Source organism: Mesorhizobium kowhaii, assembly GCF_042431665.1.
Classification (GTDB): Bacteria; Pseudomonadota; Alphaproteobacteria; order Rhizobiales; family Rhizobiaceae; genus Mesorhizobium; species Mesorhizobium kowhaii.
Genome location: NZ_JBHLYT010000158.1, coordinates 19,457 through 36,193, shown reverse-complemented (window position 1 = coordinate 36,193; position 16,737 = coordinate 19,457). Strand labels below are relative to the sequence as shown.

Annotated in this window: 14 protein-coding genes and 1 pseudogene; 1 reads left to right on the top strand and 14 read right to left on the bottom strand. The window is 62.2% G+C overall.

Features of this window, described 5'->3' with window-relative positions; all coding sequences use genetic code 11:
- Window positions 1-687 (top strand): hypothetical protein, encoded by a 687-nt coding sequence (locus ACFFNA_RS36695; RefSeq protein ID WP_378924911.1) that lies wholly within the window; start codon window positions 1-3, stop codon window positions 685-687.
- Between the two features lie 67 nt (window positions 688-754).
- Here the strand turns inward: ACFFNA_RS36695 and ACFFNA_RS36690 are convergent, their stop codons facing one another.
- The 14 genes and pseudogenes from ACFFNA_RS36690 to ACFFNA_RS36625 form a co-directional block, all read right to left on the bottom strand.
- Window positions 755-4,360, bottom strand: a complete 3,606-nt coding sequence (locus ACFFNA_RS36690) for an AAA family ATPase (RefSeq protein ID WP_378924909.1) — start codon at window positions 4,358-4,360, stop codon at window positions 755-757.
- A gap of 543 nt (window positions 4,361-4,903) precedes the next feature.
- Window positions 4,904-5,143 carry a DUF2274 domain-containing protein gene (locus tag ACFFNA_RS36685; RefSeq protein ID WP_378924907.1) on the bottom strand — a complete coding sequence of 80 codons (240 nt, stop codon included), beginning with the start codon at window positions 5,141-5,143 and terminating at the stop codon, window positions 4,904-4,906.
- Window positions 5,140-6,336: a TraB/TrbI/VirB10 family type IV secretion system protein gene (locus tag ACFFNA_RS36680; RefSeq protein ID WP_378924905.1), complete on the bottom strand. Its 1,197-nt coding sequence runs from the start codon at window positions 6,334-6,336 to the stop codon at window positions 5,140-5,142. The genes ACFFNA_RS36685 and ACFFNA_RS36680 overlap by 4 nt, the downstream gene beginning before the upstream one ends.
- Complete coding sequence (trbG, locus tag ACFFNA_RS36675) at window positions 6,333-7,373, bottom strand: P-type conjugative transfer protein TrbG (RefSeq protein WP_378924903.1); 1,041 nt, start codon at window positions 7,371-7,373, stop codon at window positions 6,333-6,335. The genes ACFFNA_RS36680 and trbG overlap by 4 nt, the downstream gene beginning before the upstream one ends.
- A gap of 20 nt (window positions 7,374-7,393) precedes the next feature.
- Window positions 7,394-8,082 (bottom strand): annotated as a pseudogene (gene trbF, locus ACFFNA_RS36670) (conjugal transfer protein TrbF).
- Window positions 8,079-9,434, bottom strand: coding sequence for a P-type conjugative transfer protein TrbL (trbL, locus tag ACFFNA_RS36665; RefSeq protein ID WP_378924901.1), 1,356 nt, complete (start codon window positions 9,432-9,434; stop codon window positions 8,079-8,081). Before trbL ends, trbF begins: the two are co-directional and overlap by 4 nt.
- Window positions 9,431-9,736, bottom strand: coding sequence for a putative entry exclusion protein TrbK-alt (gene trbK-alt / locus ACFFNA_RS36660; RefSeq protein ID WP_378924899.1), 306 nt, complete (start codon window positions 9,734-9,736; stop codon window positions 9,431-9,433). The genes trbL and trbK-alt overlap by 4 nt, the downstream gene beginning before the upstream one ends.
- A 13-nt stretch (window positions 9,737-9,749) precedes the next feature.
- A complete protein-coding gene (trbJ, locus tag ACFFNA_RS36655; RefSeq protein ID WP_378924897.1) occupies window positions 9,750-10,520 on the bottom strand; it encodes a P-type conjugative transfer protein TrbJ in 771 nt (256 codons plus the stop codon).
- Window positions 10,517-13,021: a conjugal transfer protein TrbE gene (gene trbE / locus ACFFNA_RS36650; protein ID WP_378924895.1), complete on the bottom strand. Its 2,505-nt coding sequence runs from the start codon at window positions 13,019-13,021 to the stop codon at window positions 10,517-10,519. Before trbE ends, trbJ begins: the two co-directional genes overlap by 4 nt.
- Before the next feature lie 9 nt (window positions 13,022-13,030).
- Window positions 13,031-13,312 (bottom strand): VirB3 family type IV secretion system protein, encoded by a 282-nt coding sequence (locus ACFFNA_RS36645; protein ID WP_378924893.1) that lies wholly within the window; start codon window positions 13,310-13,312, stop codon window positions 13,031-13,033.
- Window positions 13,312-13,608: a TrbC/VirB2 family type IV secretion system protein gene (locus ACFFNA_RS36640; protein WP_378924933.1), complete on the bottom strand. Its 297-nt coding sequence runs from the start codon at window positions 13,606-13,608 to the stop codon at window positions 13,312-13,314. The genes ACFFNA_RS36645 and ACFFNA_RS36640 overlap by 1 nt, the downstream gene beginning before the upstream one ends.
- Window positions 13,609-13,652: 44 nt before the next feature.
- Window positions 13,653-14,660: a P-type conjugative transfer ATPase TrbB gene (gene trbB / locus ACFFNA_RS36635; RefSeq protein ID WP_378924891.1), complete on the bottom strand. Its 1,008-nt coding sequence runs from the start codon at window positions 14,658-14,660 to the stop codon at window positions 13,653-13,655.
- A gap of 193 nt (window positions 14,661-14,853) precedes the next feature.
- Entirely contained in the window at window positions 14,854-15,735 is an 882-nt protein-coding gene (locus ACFFNA_RS36630; RefSeq protein WP_378924889.1) for a LysR family transcriptional regulator, read from the bottom strand.
- A 177-nt stretch (window positions 15,736-15,912) separates the two neighbouring features.
- The gene (locus ACFFNA_RS36625) at window positions 15,913-16,734 is read right to left on the bottom strand and encodes a BtpA/SgcQ family protein (protein WP_378924887.1); all 822 of its coding nucleotides are present in this window, start codon (window positions 16,732-16,734) and stop codon (window positions 15,913-15,915) included.
- Between the last annotated feature and the right edge of the window lie 3 nt (window positions 16,735-16,737).

Sequence of the window (16,737 nt, the reverse complement as noted above, 5' to 3'; positions counted from 1 at the left end):
GTGATCGCCATGCCGGAGCCCAAGCACATTATTCCCGACAACCTCGCGCGCTTGCACGACGGCGAAGAACGACTGCGCACCAGGGCTCTGGCCGTCATTGCCGGTGATCCCCACCTGCAACTGCACCTGGCCACCATTGAGGCGGCCATGGACGTCGCAGATGTATTCCGTCATTTCGATACCGCAGACGAGGATACAAAGGTTACGCAGATCCTCGGCATGCGGACCTTCAATGCCTTCGGCGCCAGCCTCAAGCTGGCTCTTTCCGGCTATGGCCAGAACAGCGCACTCGTGATGCGCGACATCCTGGAAACCGTCTTTCTCCTCGATCTCTTCCGCGGCGATCGGACCCTGATCCTGCGCTGGCGCCTCGCGGACAAGAAAGCCCGGATCAAGGAATTCGGACCGGTGAAGGTTCGCGAGGCGCTCGACGCTCGCGACGGCTTCACGTCGATGAAGCGGTTCGAAATGTACGAGCTGTTCTCGGAACTCGCCGGCCATCCCACGATGAAATCGGCATGGATGATGCGCCCGCAAAAGGAGGGCGATGCCGTCATAGGCCCGTTCGTTGAGACAACAGCACTGAAGGCCGTGCTTTCCGAGATGGGACGACTCGCCATCCAGGTCGGGGGAAATCCTCGCGACCTTCTTGCCGAACGACTGGAGACAGGGCAACGCACCCCATGACACCTTTGCCCAGATCAAGCGGGCCTGGCTATCAGAATTTTATCCATCCGCAACCAACGTCTGACCGTCAGCCACCGCTCTTTATCTTCTTGATGTGACGCGCGATCTGCGCGCGGTCAATGCCCTCGATCTCAGTCGTGGTCAGCAACGTACCGGCCGGCCCGCCACCTTCTTCGTCCGGCAGGACGCCATTGTTGCGATACCAGGCGAGCTTTGCGATCCATTTCCGATCGTATTCGACATCGCCAAGCATGCCCAAATGCTCCCAGAACCACGTCTCGCCGGTGTCCGCATCTTCGATTGTAAAGTCCGGATAGCGCCGCGACCCATCACTCCCGATGAACGACTGTTCGTACACATAGCTAATGCCAGCCATCGCCAGATTGTCCGCGATAATCACCTCAGACTTGGAGATCATCAACTCTCCACGGTTCGAGCGATGAATATGCTTCTTGTCGTAGACACGGTCGCTCACCTGGATCGGCTCGGGCGGCCTGAAAATGTTGGTCAGCCTTCGGGCAGTATCCGACCTAAAGCGATAGTCGAGCAGCTTGAGCGGATCGCCTTGGCAGAACAGCACCAAGCGCGAGCTTTGCCGCGTCAGCGCAGTGTAGAGCAACTCCCGTGATAAGATGCGACAGGGATTCGGGAGGACGACAAAAACCGTGTCGAACTCGCTTCCCTGCGCCTTATGCACAGTGAGCGCATAGGCAAGCTCAAGAAGACGCCCGTCCTCATCCAGATCACTCGGCCAGAATGTGTACTCGAATCCCGGCTGCGACGAGAGCGACACCTTCAATTGGTCCAGGCTAACCCTGCTATCCTTTTTCCGGAACGGGCCGGTGACGATACCGATCTCGCCGTTCGCCACATATTTCAGCGCCACATTCCCATCCTTGTCTGGATCGGGATAAACCCAACGGCGCCGGTGATTGCCGACATTGATGACCTTGTCGCCATAGATGATCCCATCGCTTCCCATCGGCGCGGCGACCTTAGCGTACCGACGATCATCGTTCAGCGCTCGCTTCCGCGTCTCTCCGCGAAACCCCGACTGAATGAGCCGGTTCAGAATCGTCGTGCCCGCAGCTTCCCCCTTCAGCGGCGAAAGCACCTGCCAACGATCCGCCGCGGGACCGGAAGACCAGAAGTTGAAATAGACGTACCCGTTGCTTTCGTTCCCGCCGAGCGCCTGCACCGCGAATGACTTCTCGACATCACCAGCATCAATTCCCAGCTCCTCAGCGAGAACCGCCGGCAGCAACGATGCTAACTGCGACGGAGAGGACCAGGAGCAAATCCGCAGATGCGCTCCACAGTCGCCGCCGCCCAGCTTAGAAATGATTTCGTCCCCCGCCGGACCAGTCGGCCGTCCGCTGAACAACTCGGCAAGTTCCAGGTCCTGGCGGTGATCGCCCTTCTGTCGGCTGCCGATCGTCAGCTCAGCATATCCGCGTGCCACGCGCGGCTTGTTGGCGGGAAACGTCTCGGGCGCCAGCAACTCAACGACGTCAACGAATGGTTTTCCTGCACCAATCGGGGGAAGCTGACTGGGATCTCCGACGAGGATGATACGATCGACGCCACTCAAGGCATCCAACAGCGCAGCGAATTGCTCCTCAGTCAGCATCGACGCTTCATCGACGATCACCGTCTTGTGGCTCGAAGCTCGCTCCACATCGCCGATGACGCGATACGCTTGTGTCCGCTCGTCGTATCGCGCGGGACGTAGAAACTGCGCCAGCGTCCGCGCCTCAACACCGGTCGCCTGCTGCAGGCGCACACGCGCCTTGCCGGTCGGAGCAAGAAGCAGCACACCGCGCTGTTTGATTGGCGCCGCATTACAGAGGAACCTCAATAGAGTGGTCTTGCCGGTTCCGGCCGCACCAATGAGAACTGAGAACCGACTGGACGCCAGCTCATCCAACGCCGCCGCCTTCTCGCGACGGCCACGATCCTCCAACGAGTTCTTCGGCGCGGGCGTGGCCTTGAATTCGCGATCCAGCGCAGCGCGCCAATCGATCTCGACGACGTGTCGCTTACCCCTGTCAACACGCTTCTGGACCGTATCGGCGATCAGCTCACGAGTGACCGCTAGCCGGTCCAATTGAAAAGCAGGCTTGCCGCTCTCGAGCGCGCAGGCCGACAGGACCGGCGCCATGCGCTCACCGTGAATTTCGAACTGATCCTCGGTCGCCGGCAGCACCGGGCTTAGGTTGAGCTTCCGGAGGCGCGATATCAGGTCTTCACGCGCGACCAATGTATGTCCGTCCGCCGCGGCAACTTCGAGTACCGCCGTCGCCGCCGCCCGTAGACGACGTCCGTCCACGGGACCAGACATCCCCGAAGGTGCTGGAACCGGGTGCGTGTTCGCAATCTGCCGCTCGGGAAATGCCCCCTGGTCGATGGTGCGAAAAGCGATCGGCTCCGGCTGAAGCCGGTCGCATTCGTAGATCGCATAAGGATTCTTCAAAATCGCCGCGTCGGAGATCTCCTCACCACCCACACGAACGCCTGCCTCATTGCGCGCCGCCTGATCCCACCAGCGTGTGGCCTGATCGAAAGTGAGGTCGAAGCGCGCAAGCAGTTTCACGAATTCCAACCGCTTCTTGCCCCGGTCACTCGCATAGTAGTTCCAAGTCTGCGCGAAGCCCCTGATCTGCGCCTTGAGGTCACCCGCGAGCCCCTTCGGATCGCGGACGAGCGCCGCCAACACAGGCCAGGGATCGGCATTCTCTCCCGCCTTTTCCCAGCAATAGTGAGCGAGTTGATAGCCGTGCTCGACACCCATGGCGCTTAGGATCGAGCCGAGGCCTGGATATGGACCTCGCAGACTCCACAGCTCGCCCAATCGGTGATCGATCCATCGCAGTTGGGAACTCCAGCTTCCCCCGAAACGCTCGGCATAGGTGCCGAGGGCCTGCTTCACCGACAACAGCGCGGCGATCGCGCTTCCAGGAGCGACATGCTCGCTGGCGTAGGAGAACTCGCCCCGATATTCCTCTGGCACGAAGGCAATGCAGTCGCGCGGATCTAGGCTGGCGTCAGCGTCGCAGCGGCTCAGGAGATCATGGTAAGGAAGCAGCACGCCGTCGTCGCCATCGGGGCGGATGCTGTGACAAACCGAGCGCTCCCAGAGATAGGAGCGCAGTTCACCAGCGGGCGAAGCGTCATAGTCCCACTCCTGCAACTTGCCAATGGACGTGACGCGGCCGACACCAACAATCATCCACTGGTCATCGTCGAGCAACGGCGTCCGCTTGGCATAGACGAACACTAGGCTGCGCTGCGGTTGAAGTGCGCCGAAAAAGGCATCGAGCAGTGCCTTTTGATTGGCCTCGCCCTGTATCCAGGGACGCTCGCTCAGCCAATCCGGCTCAGACGGTTCGTAGCCCGGACGCGCGTCGATTCCATAGCGCTCGGCGATCGACTGCGGATCAATCTCGCCCTTTTTCCACTTCTCACCCCACGCCCGTTCCTTGAGGAGCCAACCAAACGGCGTCGCAGCCACCGAGAACGCCGGGTGGATAAACTGTGTATCGGCGATATGCCGGTGATGTTCACTGGTTTGAGAGTAAGCGTGCCGCGTCAGGCGACGCTGCGCCTTGGGCGACAGAAAATTCACGCGCTCAGCAAAGCACGGCGGTGTTTCATCAAACGGGATGTCATGCAAATACTTTCCCGCATGCTTCGTTTCCAAAACATCGTTTCTGACTGCGCCGATCCGGTTTAACGCAAGGCAGCTCGAGTTCTCTCTCGGATGTCGACAGACAGTTCCATCCCACCCCGCATCGTGCCACGGCACCCGTACAGAGAGATGCCGCAGGGGCAGACGCGGTTTTTGACCATCTTCATGTGTCGCCATCATCCCCCCAAAGCCAGCCGACCGCTTCCCCTCGGCCGGGGCAACGCCCCGACCCTATTATCGTCTATATCAGTCCCCGTACACGCAAAAGCTTGCGTCAGCCGTTTATACAACGTCGATACAAATACTTTGGAGCATGTTTACCGATTTCGACGACAGTTGCGACATAGACATCTTGCGTCAGTCGAACGTCTCTCGCACGCATAGTCAAGGCCATTCGAGAAGCGCAAAAACGGCTCATGCTTCCCGAAAGCGACTCTTAACTCGCGTCTTACGCCTCGCAATGAAACTGGGACTCGACGCTGCCGCTATGGCCGACTAGCCCTAAGCTGGATTGTCCGCGGGGACGCCTCACCGTTGGACAGGAGCGTTTTCCTGTCGCTTGGTCTTGCTAAACGCCCGGTCGCTGGCCATGAACCTCTGGATCATAGGCACGATCAGCTTGCCCGGCTCCGGTGATGCTGCCTCCCCGTTCGCCTTCGCCAATATAGCCGCATAAGCCTGCAAATCCCGAAACACCGCAGCCGGCAGTTCGACGGTGATCTTCACGGGCTTGTCGTCCGGAATGGCGGAGAGCTTCAGCTTGGTCATGTTGGCTCCTTGGCGGCTCCGTAAGGCTGCATAACCAGATCCCGATTGACGATGATGCGAACCGGGAATCCCGGCCGGATCGTAAGCGTCGGCTGAATGTTAAGCTGGCGGCCGACGATCTGCTGGCCGACATTGGAAGCCGTGCCCTGCGCGCTTTCCCGAATGGCCTGGGCGATCTCGCTTTCCTCACTGTCGCTGCCGATCTGCGTACCAACACCAAGCAACGTCGACAGCGCAGCCGCCTTGAAGAGCTGACCCCAATGGTAATCGACGTCGTCCTCAAGGCCGGAGAAGCCCTGCGGATCCGTGCCCTGCAGGCGCTCGAGCACGATGGACGTGCCGTCCGGCATGACCACCCGGTTCCAGACCAGGAGCACGCGGGACTGACCAAAGGCTACCTGACTGTCATACTGGCCGATGAGCCGCGAACCCTGCGGGATGAGGAGATGCGCGCCAGTCGGGCTGTCGTAGACGTTTTCCGTCACCTGCGCGGTGATCGAGCCCGGCAGATCGGACTTGATGCCAGTGATGAGCGCCGCTGAGATCACGGAACCCGCCTGAAGGACATAGGGCGAGGCCTTTTCCTCGACGCGATCGGCGCTCACCGTGCGCCGATCCGCCTCGGCATTGACAAAGGCCAGCTTGCGGTCCTGCATGTTCTGCGACGCGCCGGCGTCGAGCGGCGGCACCGTGTCGGGCTGGCTCAGCGCATTGGGATCGGCAGTGCTCGTTCGCGTGTTGGAGACTTGGTTGGTGTCAGTGCGCTCGCCGCGGCTGTCAGTGAAGAGCTTGGCGACGCGAGCGGCCTCGATCTCCGCTAGGCGCCGTTGCTCCTCTGGATCGGCGCGCGGCGTCTGGATGGTCGGGACGATAACAGGCTTGCCCTCCTCCTGCGCCTTCAGGATCGGTCGGCCGAGATCGCCGGGAAGCGCGGGACCAAGTTTCGGGATGCCGGTATAGTCTTTTGGCAGGCTTGCGAGACCGTCCGCCGGCGTGCGGTTTTCGGTGTTGTAGAGCTCGCCCGGTGCCTGGGCATTGTGCCGGCTGGTATCGAGCGCAAAAAACAAGGCCGCGGCGATGGCAAGGCCGGATACTCCGCCGAGACCGATCAGCACCTTGCGCGACAGGCGCGTGACGCGTGGCGGTTCCGGCCGCAGCCGGAACTCCGCCTTGAAATCGGAGGGACCGGTCATCGGCTTCTCTCCGAGGAGAACAGCGCGGGGCGGTTTCCAACCCGGCGGCCATCGGTGCGGACGATGCGCACGCGGCGCTGGCTGTCCTTGTCGCCGAGGCGGAGTTCTGCCGCGGCAAACAGGCGATCGACGACATAGTAGTTCTGCTGGGCGCGGTAATTGACGAGCTCGGAATTGCCCGATGCGCCGATGACGAAGAGCGGCGGCATTTCGCCCTGGGCGATGCCGGATGGGAATTCGATGTAGACTTTGGCGCCGTCGTCGAAGGCGCGCAACGGCCGCCAGGGCGCGCTGTCGCCCTCGATCCGGTAGCGGAAATTGAGGCTCTGAAGATCGACACCGCTTGCCACGGCCTGCGTCTCAGTTGCCCTGGTGTTCTGGCGCCTGAGCGCAATCAGCTGGTCGCTCGGATACTGCCAGGAGACCGACGCCATATAGGTCTTTTCCGTCGATCGCAGTTCGAGATGATAAGTGCGGAGATTGGTATTGATGACGAGATTGGTCTGCAGCTCAGAGCGTGTTGGCTTCACCAGGATATGCACCTGTTTTGCTGCGCCCGTGCCGCTCTCGGTATCACCGACGATCCAGCGCACCGTGTCGCCGGCTGCGACGGGGCCTGAGCCAACCAGCTGCTCGCCCGGCTGGAGGGCGACGTCGGTCACCTGCCCGGGTGCTGCATAGACCTGGTAGAGGGCGCCGATCGCGAAGGGATAGACCTGGACGGCATTGATGAAGCCGTCGCGGACCGGCTGCATGCGTGCCGCCTCATTGGCGGCGGCGATCCGCGCCTTCGGATCGGACGGTTCAGGCTTCTTCTTGCCTTCGTCGATCGGCTTCAACTGGCCGGGCAGCGGAAGCGGCTTCGATACCTCGACCACTTTCACCGGCCCGACTGGATCAGCAAGCTTCACCGCGGGCGCGGCATCGTCATAGTCGATTTCCGGCGGGATATATTTTCTGGCGCAGCCTGCCAACGCCGTCGCCGCGAGCAAGGCCGCCGCAAGCACAGCGGCTCTGCCCGATCGGGTCCTGTTCATGGATGTTCCTATTGCCCCCTTCATTGCGAAAGCTCCTTCGACCAGTTGATGGCGTTGACAAAGACCCCGAGCGGATTGGCGCGCAGCTTATCGGCGCTGCGCGGCTGCTCGGTCACGACGGTAAGAATGGCGGTCCATCGCTCGGTGGATGAGAGTTGCCCGTCCTCGTAGCGGCGCTCAGACCAGGCGACGCGGAAGCTGTCGGGCGAGGCGCGGATGACGGATGAGACATCGACCGCCACCTGCACCTTGCCGACCTTGGTGAAGGGGTCATTGGCGCGGGCATAGTCGTTGAGCGCCACCGCGCCGCGATCGGTCATGAACTCGTAGGCGCTCAGCCAGTTCTGGCGGACGATCACTGCGTCGGCCGGGATCGAGCGGACGTTTTCGATGAAGCGGGCAAGATGCAGGCGATCTGCGGATCGGTCGGCCTGTAGTCGGCGGTCGCCGGCGCGATCGCCTGGGCTTCGCCGATCTTGTCGATCTGCACCACCCAGGGCACCACCGTGCCTTGGGTCGATTGCCAGATGAGCGCGGAGGCAAAGCCACCGGCGAGAATCAGCGAGCCGAACGCCATCAGCCGCCAGTTCCTCGCCTGGACACGGGCGGAGCCGAGCCGCTCGTCCCAGGCCTGAGCGGCTTTCTGGTAAGGGGTTTCCGGCTCGGGCGTTCGGGCATAGCGCACGGAGGCGCGTTTGAAGGGGTTCATCTGCGGTCATCCTGATTGAGGGAAACGGACATGGAGCCGCCGCCATGATCACCGGAACGGACGGAATGGGCGGCGGTGCTGACACCGTGCTGGAAGGCGGTCTTGCGCTGCATGCGCTCGGCCCATCGCGGCGGCGAAGAGGATTGCGACGTTCCGCCAGAGGTCTCGCCGGCCGTGCCGGGCGCACTGGCGCCGACATCGTTTCCACCGCCCGAGGCTTTCCAGGCGGCGGACTGCCCTGCCCCGAAGCTGGAGCGGAGCGTTTCGCTCGACCCGCCAGCCGCCTCTTTCGCCTTGTTCATCACAAAGCCGACGCCGGCTTTGGCCATGCCGGCCAAACCTGCCGCGGCACGCCCAGTGCTGCCGGCATCGGAGGAGGCACTGGCAAGGCCGTAGGCGGTGCTGGCGCCACCGGCGACAGCAGCCCCTCCCCGCATCGCTCCGCCCATGGCGCCGGCAGCCGCGCCGATCCCAGCGCGGGCACCGACAAAGCCAGCCGCGCCGAGACCGGCGGCCGCGAGACCTGTCCCGACAGCGGCGCCCGCGCCAAGCTGCGGTGCGCCGGAGACGAGGCCGGTGGCAATGCCGGGACCGAAGATCGACAGGCCCATCAGCGCAAGCGCGCCGAGCACGAGCGACAGCGCTTCGGAAATCGTCGGCTGATCGGAGAAGCCGGCGGTAAACTCGCCGAAGAGACCTGACCCGATGCCGACGATCACGGCGAGCACCAAAATCTTCACACCGGAGGCGACGATATTGCCGAGCACCTTTTCGGCGAGGAAAGCGGTCTTGTTGAAGAAGGCGAACGGGATCAGCACGAAACCGGCCAGCGTCGTCAGCTTGAACTCGATCAGGGTGATAAAAATCTGGATCGCCAGGATGAAGAAGGCGACGAGCACGATAACCCAGGCGGTCATCAGCACGAAGATCTGCACGAAGTTTTCGAAGAAGCTGACATAGCCCATCAGATCGCCGGCGGCCTGCAGGATCGGATTGCCGGCATCGATGCCGACTTGAGCGACACGACCAGGCTGCAAAAGCTCGGTGCTCGACAGCGAGGATCCTGCGGCTTTCAGGCCAAGGCCGGAGAAGCTCTCGAAGACGATCCGGGCGAGATTGTTGAAGTTGCCGACGATGAAGGCGAAGAAGCCGATATAAAGCGTCTTCTTGACGAGACGTTGGATGACATCCTCGTCGGCGCCCCACGCCCAGAAAAGACCGGCCAGCGCGATATCGATCGCAATCAGTGTCGAGGACAGAAACGCGACCTCGCTGCCTAGTAGGCCGAAGCCGGAATCGATGTAGGAGGTGAAGGTCTCGAGGAAGCGATCGATGATGCCGGTATTGTTCATGGCTTCACCGTGACCTCGGCGCCTGATGCTGGCGCGACCGGGCGGTCGGACTGCGAAGGCTTGAGGAAGCGCCGGCGGCTTTCCAGCCAGGCTTTCAGGCAGTCCTTATCCTTCAGCGCCTGCGCGCCGAGATCAAGGCAGCGGACCAGTTCCTTTCGTGCGGGGTCGCCGCCCGAATCGAGCGACCGGAAGATGGGGGTCTCTTCCGGACCCTGTCGCTGGCTGAAGGCCATGAGCGTCGCGGTCAGTCCTGCTCCAATGGCAAGCACAGCGGTCATCCGGGCGGCGATCTTGAGGTCCATCGGTCCCGCGCTCCTACTGGTGGAACATGCGGACGCTGGACGGACTGTAGGCCGTACCGGTCATGAAGCGGCTGAACTGTTCGCGCGCCTGCACCTCGGCCGAAGCCTGGCGCGCCTTCTCGAGCGATTCTGCTCGACCCTGGGCTGCGAGCATGGCGGTGAGATCCGACATTTGCTTCGCCTGCACGGCGAGCAGCTGGTTACCGGCCTGGGCGGCCTGCAGCACGCCGACGGCCGACTGGCTGGCGCTGACGAGCGTGGACGTCTGCGCTTGCGTGCTGGCAATGCCATCAACCGCGACCGCGCCAGTCTTCAGTGAGTCTTCGAAGGCCGAGACAGACTGCTGCCAGCGATCGCGTGCGGCCGTCACAAGCTGGTCGTTGCTTTTGCCGGTGGCAAAGGTTTCGTAGGTACTGCTGAACTGCTGGTCGATAGTCTGGACATTGTAGGCAAGCTGCTCGGCCTGATCGAGCAGGCTCTTCATCTCGGAGAAGTTCCCCTCGATATCGGAGAGCATCGACGTCGGCAGGCTGGTGAGATTGCGCGCCTGGTTGATCAGCATCTGCGCTTCGTTCTGAAGCGAGGTGATCTGGTTGTTGATCTGCTCCAGCGCGCGGGCGGCGGAAAGCAGGTTTTCTGTATAGTTTTTCGGGTCGAAGACGATCAGCGCATGGGCTGGCCTCGGCACGAGTACAATGGCGGCGATCGGCAACAGCGTGGTGGCGCCAAGTGCAAGAGCAAGCGCGCGGCCGGCATGGCCGGAGCGGGAAACGGAACGGATCATGGATTGATCTCCTCGTCGGGTGACGTGGGATGGGAAGATCCATTGCTGACCGCGTAGGGCGTCGGGACAGCAAGGTTGGTGAGGACCGGAATGAGATCGGCGGCCCAGTTGAGGCCACGGGCGGCAAGCCAAGTTTCGAGGAAGCGCGGCCGCTCGCCCTCTTCGACCAGGGCGTTCATCGCGGCATGGGCGGCCTTGTCCGATGCGGCGCAGAGCGCAAGCGCCACCTCTCCGAGGCCGAGTTCGAAGAGCCGATTGCCGCGCCGGGACTGGCAGTAATAGTCGCGCTTCGGTGTGGCGCGGGCGACGATCTCGATCTGGCGGTCATTGAGGCCGAACTGCCGGTAGATGCTGGCGATCTGCGGCTCGACGGCGCGTTCATTGGCGAGAAAGATCCGGGTCGGGCAGCTTTCGACGAGCACGGGTGCGATCGGCGAGGCTTCGATGTCGGCGAGAGACTGGGAGGAGAAGACGACACTGACATTCTTCTTGCGCAGCGTCTTCAGCCACTCCTTGATCTTCTGGGCAAAGCCGCCGTCATCCAACGCTCGCCAGCCCTCGTCGATGATAAGCAGCGAGGGACGGCCGTCGAAGCGCGCCTCGATCCGGTGAAAGAGATAGGCGAGCACGGCAGGCGCGGCCCCGGTTCCGATCAGACCTTCGGTTTCGAAAGCCTGGACCGAGGCATGTCCGAGCCATTCCAGTTCCGCGTCCAGGAGGCGTCCATAGGGACCACCGATGCAGTAGGGCCGAAGCGCCTGCTTCAGCGCGGTCGACTGCAAAAGCACCGTCAGCCCGGTGATCGTGCGTTCCGGAACTGGCGCGGATGCAAGCGATGTCAGCGCCGTCCAGAGATGTTCCTTGACACCAGGCGTGATCTCCACTCCCTCGCGAGTGAGGATGTCTACGAGCCAATCGGCAGCCCAGGCACGCTCCGGCGTGTCGTGGATGTCGGCCAGCGGCTGCAGCGCCACCATGTTGAGGAAAGACGTGGCATCCGAGATCGACCCGCCGAGATCCTGCCAATCGCCGCCCATGGCAAGCGTCGCGGCGCGGATCGAACCGCCGAAATCGAAGGCGAAGACCTGGGAGCGCTCGTAGCGACGGAACTGCAGCGCCATCAGCGCCAGCAGCACCGACTTGCCCGCCCCTGTCGGACCGACGACCATCGTGTGGCCGACATCGCCGACATGCAACGAAAAGCGAAACGGTGTCGCCCCTTCGGTCCTCGCGTAGAAGAGCGGCGGCGCATCGAGATGCTCGTCCCGCTCCGGTCCGGCCCAAACGGCCGAGATCGGGATCATATGAGCAAGGTTTAGGGTCGAGATCGGCGGCTGGCGGACATTGGCATAGACATGGCCGGGAAGGCTGCCAAGCCAGGCCTCGATCGAGTTGACGGTTTCCGCAATGCAGGTGAAGTCTCGGGCCTGGATGATCTTCTCGACGAGCCGCAGCTTTTCGTCGGCAATGCGGGGATCAGCATCCCAGACGGTCACGGTTGCGGTGACGTAGGCTTCGCCGATCTGGTCGGAACCGAGGTCCTGAAGCGCGGCATCGGCCTCGGTCGCCTTGTTGGCGGCATCGGAATCGACCAGTACCGACTGTTCGTTGGTCAGCACTTCTTTCAGGATCGCCGCGATCGACTTGCGCTTGGCAAACCACTGCCGGCGGATTTTTGTGACGAGCCGCGTCGCATCCGTCTTGTCGAGCATGATCGCGCGCGTCGACCAGCGATAGGAAAAGGCAAGCCGGTTGAGATCGTCGAGGATGCCGGGGAAGGTGACGGTCGGAAAGCCGATCACCGTCAGCGTGCGCAGATGGAAATCCCCGAGCCGCGGCTCCAGCCCGCCGGCAAGCGGCTGATCGGCGAGAAGCGCATCGAGATGCATCGGGGTTTCCGGAAAGCGGACGCCCTGGCGTGTCACGGAAACAGTCGAATGCAGATAGGTGAGCGTCTCCACATCATCGAGCCAGCCGGCTTCCGGAACGAAACCTTCGAAGAGATGCAGCACACGGTCGATGCGATCGATGAAGCCCTTCAGGAGCTCCCACGGGTTGACTCCGGAATGTTCGCGTCCTTCATAGAGCCAGCCCTCCATGCGCGAGGCCTCTTCGGCCGGGGGCAGCCAGACGAAGGTCAGGAAATAGCTGCTCTCGAACAGGAGGCCGCTTTCCTCGAACTGCTCGCGGCGCTCGACATCGACCAGGGCGGATGCCGCATCGGCAAACGCACTCTCCGGATAGTCATTGGCGGGATTGCGCTGTGCTTCGACAAAGACAGCCCAGCCGGAGCCAAGACGTCGTAGTGCATTATTCAGACGCGCGGTGACTGCCACGAGCTCGGGCGGCGTGGCGCTGTCGAGGTCCGGCCCGCGAAACCGCGCCGTCCGTTGGAACGACCCGTCCTTGTTGAGAACGACGCCGGGGGCGATGAGCGCTGCCCAGGGCAGGAAATCGGCGAGGCTGGCATTCTTCTTCCGATATTCGGCAAGGTTCAGCATAGTCGACCCTCACACGCTCATATGCGCGGGATAGCGCAGGTGCCGGCGACCGACATCGACGAACTGCGCGTCGCGCCTCGCCGCCCAGACCGCCGTGAAATGGCCGATCGCCCAGATGGCCAGCCCTGCGAGCCAGAGACGGAGACCGAGCCCAACGGCGCCGGCGAGCGTGCCGTTGACGATCGCCACCGCACGCGGGGCGCCGCCGAGCAGGATCTGCTCGGTCAGCGCCCGTCGGACCGGGGCATAGAAACCGCGGATTTCGTCGTGTTCAGAGCCGAACGCCGCCATCAGACCATTGCTCCGCCGCCGAACGAAAAGAAGGAAAGGAAGAAGCTCGAGGCGGCAAAGGCGATCGACAGGCCAAAGACGATCTGGATCAGCCGGCGAAAGCCGCCCGAGGTATCACCGAACGCGAGTGCCAGACCGGTACTGATGATGATGATCACGGCAACGATCTTGGCGACCGGCCCCTCGATGCTTTCGAGGATCTTTTCCAGCGGCTCTTCCCACGGCATGGACGAGCCGGAGGCGTGCGCTGGCAGCGCCGTCATGAGGGAAATGGAAAGCAGCGCTGTTGCCCGCATGATCTGACGGTGCGAGTGTCGAAACAGCGAGATGGCGGACATAGTCATTCCTGTTCTCCTTTCGGGAGCGGTTGGCGGTCGGTTGGAAGCTGAGCATTGAGGGTGCGGTAATCGCCGGTTTCCGGATCCAGCCCGTCGATGAGAGCGATTTCGGCCAGCCGGCGGGCCGTGCCCCGGCCGGAAAGCACGGCAATGAGATCGATCGTGTCGGCGATCAGCGCCCGAGGCACGGTGACCACGGCCTCCTGCACAAGCTGCTCCAGTCGCCGGAGCGCGCCGATTGCGGAATTGGCGTGAATAGTGCCGACGCCGCCCGGGTGACCCGTTCCCCAGGCTTTGAGGAGATCGAGGGCTTCTGCGCCGCGCACCTCACCGATCGGGATGCGGTCGGGTCTGAGGCGCAGTGACGACTTGACGAGATCGGAGAGCGAGGCAACACCGTCCTTGGTGCGCAACGCCACGAGATTGGGCGCGGCGCATTGCAGCTCGCGCGTATCCTCAATCAACACGACGCGATCAGATGTCTTGGCCACTTCAGCCAGCAGAGCATTGGTGAGCGTGGTCTTGCCTGTGGAGGTGCCGCCAGCAACTAGGATGTTCTTGCGACGCTCGACAGCCAGCCGCAACACGTCGGCCTGGGTCTCGGTCATGATGCCGGCAGCGACATAGTCGGAGAGCGTGAAGACAGCGACGGCGGGTTTGCGAATGGCGAAGGTGGCGGCAGTCACCACGGGAGGAAGCAGGCCCTCGAAGCGCTCACCGGTTTCCGGAAGCTCAGCAGAGACACGCGGACTGCCGGGATGAACTTCGGCGCCGACGTGATGGGCGACGAGACGGACGATGCGCTCGCCGTCTGCCGCGAGCAATGTCTCGCCGGTGTCCGCGAGCCCTTCTCTCAGCCGGTCGATCCAGAGCCGGCCACCCGGGTTGAGCATGACCTCGACGACGGCGGGGTCTTCAAGGTGCCGTGCGATGGCCGGTCCCAGTGCCGTGCGCAGCATGCGCGCGCCACGCGAGATCGCTTCCTGGTTCTGGTGGTGATGTCCTGGCATATGGTCCCCGCTTCCGGCGATCGGCCGAGCGGCGGATCGCGACGGGGACAATCAAGAAAGGCAGAAATATGCGGTCAGCAACAAGATAATAACGCGGGTCGTAGCGGAGCGTGGAGAGGTGTAAAAATACTTGCTCCGTTGTGGCCCCTATCCGGCCATCGAGATGCGGTGGATATCGCTGCGCGAGAATCAATCAGCGCGGAAACATGTCGAAGAAGTTCTTGAGGACGGGATTGGAATTGTCCGGCCGCGAGCAGGCAATATAGCCGAGCCTGATGCCGCCATTGCCGTCGTGGACGGGCCGCAAGACGACGCCCTGCCCTGGCACAAGTTGTGCGCCTTCGCATAGCAGGCTGATCCCCTGCCCGCTTGCGACCTCCGCCAGGATGCTTTCACGGCTCAATTGGCGCATGGCGATTTCCGGGTGGTCGGACGGCGCAGCCAGGTGACGAAGGATAACATTTCGAATGTCGGCGCCTGGGTCGTCATGACTGACCAGGAACCGTTCCCCCTTGAGCTCGGGCCAGTAGATGGTTGCCTTTTCGGCGAGCGCATGGTCTTCCGGTAGAGCCACCATCAATTGCGCCGACCAGAGCGGCATGGAGTCAAGGAGTTCCGTCTTGCCCGTGTCTCCGACCACGATGGCGAGGTCGATCGTGCCGGACATGACGCCTGCCTTGAGCTCGATGTAGGAGGCCTCCAACAGTTCTACATCCACACCGGGGAACTTGCCCCTGAAGGTGCTCAGGGCAGCGCGAAAGCAACCGGAGGACATCGACCTGTAGAAGCCTATCACCAGGCGTCCCGTCCTGCCGGCACCGCTCGCCTTGGCTCGTTCGGAAAGCGGTTGGAACGCGTCGATTATCCTACGCGCCCCGACCACGAACTCCTCGCCCGTAGGCGTTAGCCGTGCTCCCGACGTCGCGCGGTCGAAGAGAAAGACGCCAAGCTCGTCTTCCAACTCGCGGATTCTCTTGCTGATAATCGGCTGACGGACATTCAGCTCATGGCCCGCGGCGCTGAAACTCCCGTTCCGCGCGGCCGCGACGACATATCGAAGATGGCGAAGATCCATCAGTCCTCCACGCGGTTTCTAGAGATGTTCGGCAAGTCATCCTGACGAGGTACACTCAGGGCGAATATCTGAGATAGTCATGAGGGCAGGTGACCTGCGCGAACTGTCCGGCGCAACACCGATCAGCCGTGGCGACAACCACAGCATGATCGGGCTAATGGCAGGATCCCTCCGCGCCTATGCGGGATTCGTGGTATTGAGGCGGATCGACCGAACCTTGTCCATGAAGGCCTTCACACGGGCCGGATCAACCGCATTCTCGAACACGCCGTCGACCTTGAACGTGGAGCCAACAACCGCTCCGTCCGAGACGGAGAGCTGCCGCTCGACATTTTCGAGGCGGCAACCTGTATTGCAAAGTACTACCGTGTCGGGAACAGCCGTCTTCACACTGGAAAGTATCTGCGTGTCGGTCTCGGCGCCAGCGGTTAGACCCGAAACGCAGAGCGCATCAGGACGATTGTTGAACACTGTTGATTTCGCAATGTCGATGATGTTGCGGTTGCCGAGATAGGAAGCTGCTTCAGGAACGATATTGTAGAGCAGCTTCAAATTCGGAGCGAGGCGCATCTTATGGCGCACCGTCTCACCAACATTTGTGTTCCACAGCCCGAAGTCGCTCGCATAGACGCCACTTATGATCTCTCGAATGAACAGGGCTCCCGTTGCGGCCGCGAGATCGATGGAGGCGATCGGATCCCAAAGGACGTTGACCCCAAATGGCACCTTGATCGACGGCATGAGCTCACCGATGACGCGAGCCATCGCGGCCGTGGTTTCCGGACGCACCTTTGTAAGGTACGGGAGGCTGAATTCATTAGAGAACATGACTGCATCGACGCCACCGTCCTGAAGGTGCGTCAGGTCGGCAAGGGCCTTGTCGATGACCTTTTTCATGCCGCCGCCAGTGTCATAGCTAGGATCGCCAGGTAGCGCCTGGAAGTGGCACATGGCAATGATCGGCTTGTCAACGTTGAAGGTTTCTTTGAGCCATTGCATCGA

What these genes read in the sequence shown, in the direction of transcription:
- ACFFNA_RS36680 (WP_378924905.1), bottom strand. Translation starts at nt 6,336, where the DNA reads ATGACCGGTCCCTCCGATTTCAAGGCGGAGTTCCGGCTGCGGCCGGAA.
- trbG (WP_378924903.1), bottom strand. Translation starts at nt 7,373, where the DNA reads ATGAACAGGACCCGATCGGGCAGAGCCGCTGTGCTTGCGGCGGCCTTG.
- ACFFNA_RS36685 (WP_378924907.1), bottom strand. Translation starts at nt 5,143, where the DNA reads ATGACCAAGCTGAAGCTCTCCGCCATTCCGGACGACAAGCCCGTGAAG.
- ACFFNA_RS36625 (WP_378924887.1), bottom strand. Translation starts at nt 16,734, where the DNA reads ATGCAATGGCTCAAAGAAACCTTCAACGTTGACAAGCCGATCATTGCC.
- trbL (WP_378924901.1), bottom strand. Translation starts at nt 9,434, where the DNA reads ATGAACAATACCGGCATCATCGATCGCTTCCTCGAGACCTTCACCTCC.
- trbJ (WP_378924897.1), bottom strand. Translation starts at nt 10,520, where the DNA reads ATGATCCGTTCCGTTTCCCGCTCCGGCCATGCCGGCCGCGCGCTTGCT.
- ACFFNA_RS36645 (WP_378924893.1), bottom strand. Translation starts at nt 13,312, where the DNA reads ATGGCGGCGTTCGGCTCTGAACACGACGAAATCCGCGGTTTCTATGCC.
- trbK-alt (WP_378924899.1), bottom strand. Translation starts at nt 9,736, where the DNA reads ATGGACCTCAAGATCGCCGCCCGGATGACCGCTGTGCTTGCCATTGGA.
- ACFFNA_RS36640 (WP_378924933.1), bottom strand. Translation starts at nt 13,608, where the DNA reads ATGCGGGCAACAGCGCTGCTTTCCATTTCCCTCATGACGGCGCTGCCA.
- ACFFNA_RS36630 (WP_378924889.1), bottom strand. Translation starts at nt 15,735, where the DNA reads ATGGATCTTCGCCATCTTCGATATGTCGTCGCGGCCGCGCGGAACGGG.
- trbE (WP_378924895.1), bottom strand. Translation starts at nt 13,021, where the DNA reads ATGCTGAACCTTGCCGAATATCGGAAGAAGAATGCCAGCCTCGCCGAT.
- trbB (WP_378924891.1), bottom strand. Translation starts at nt 14,660, where the DNA reads ATGCCAGGACATCACCACCAGAACCAGGAAGCGATCTCGCGTGGCGCG.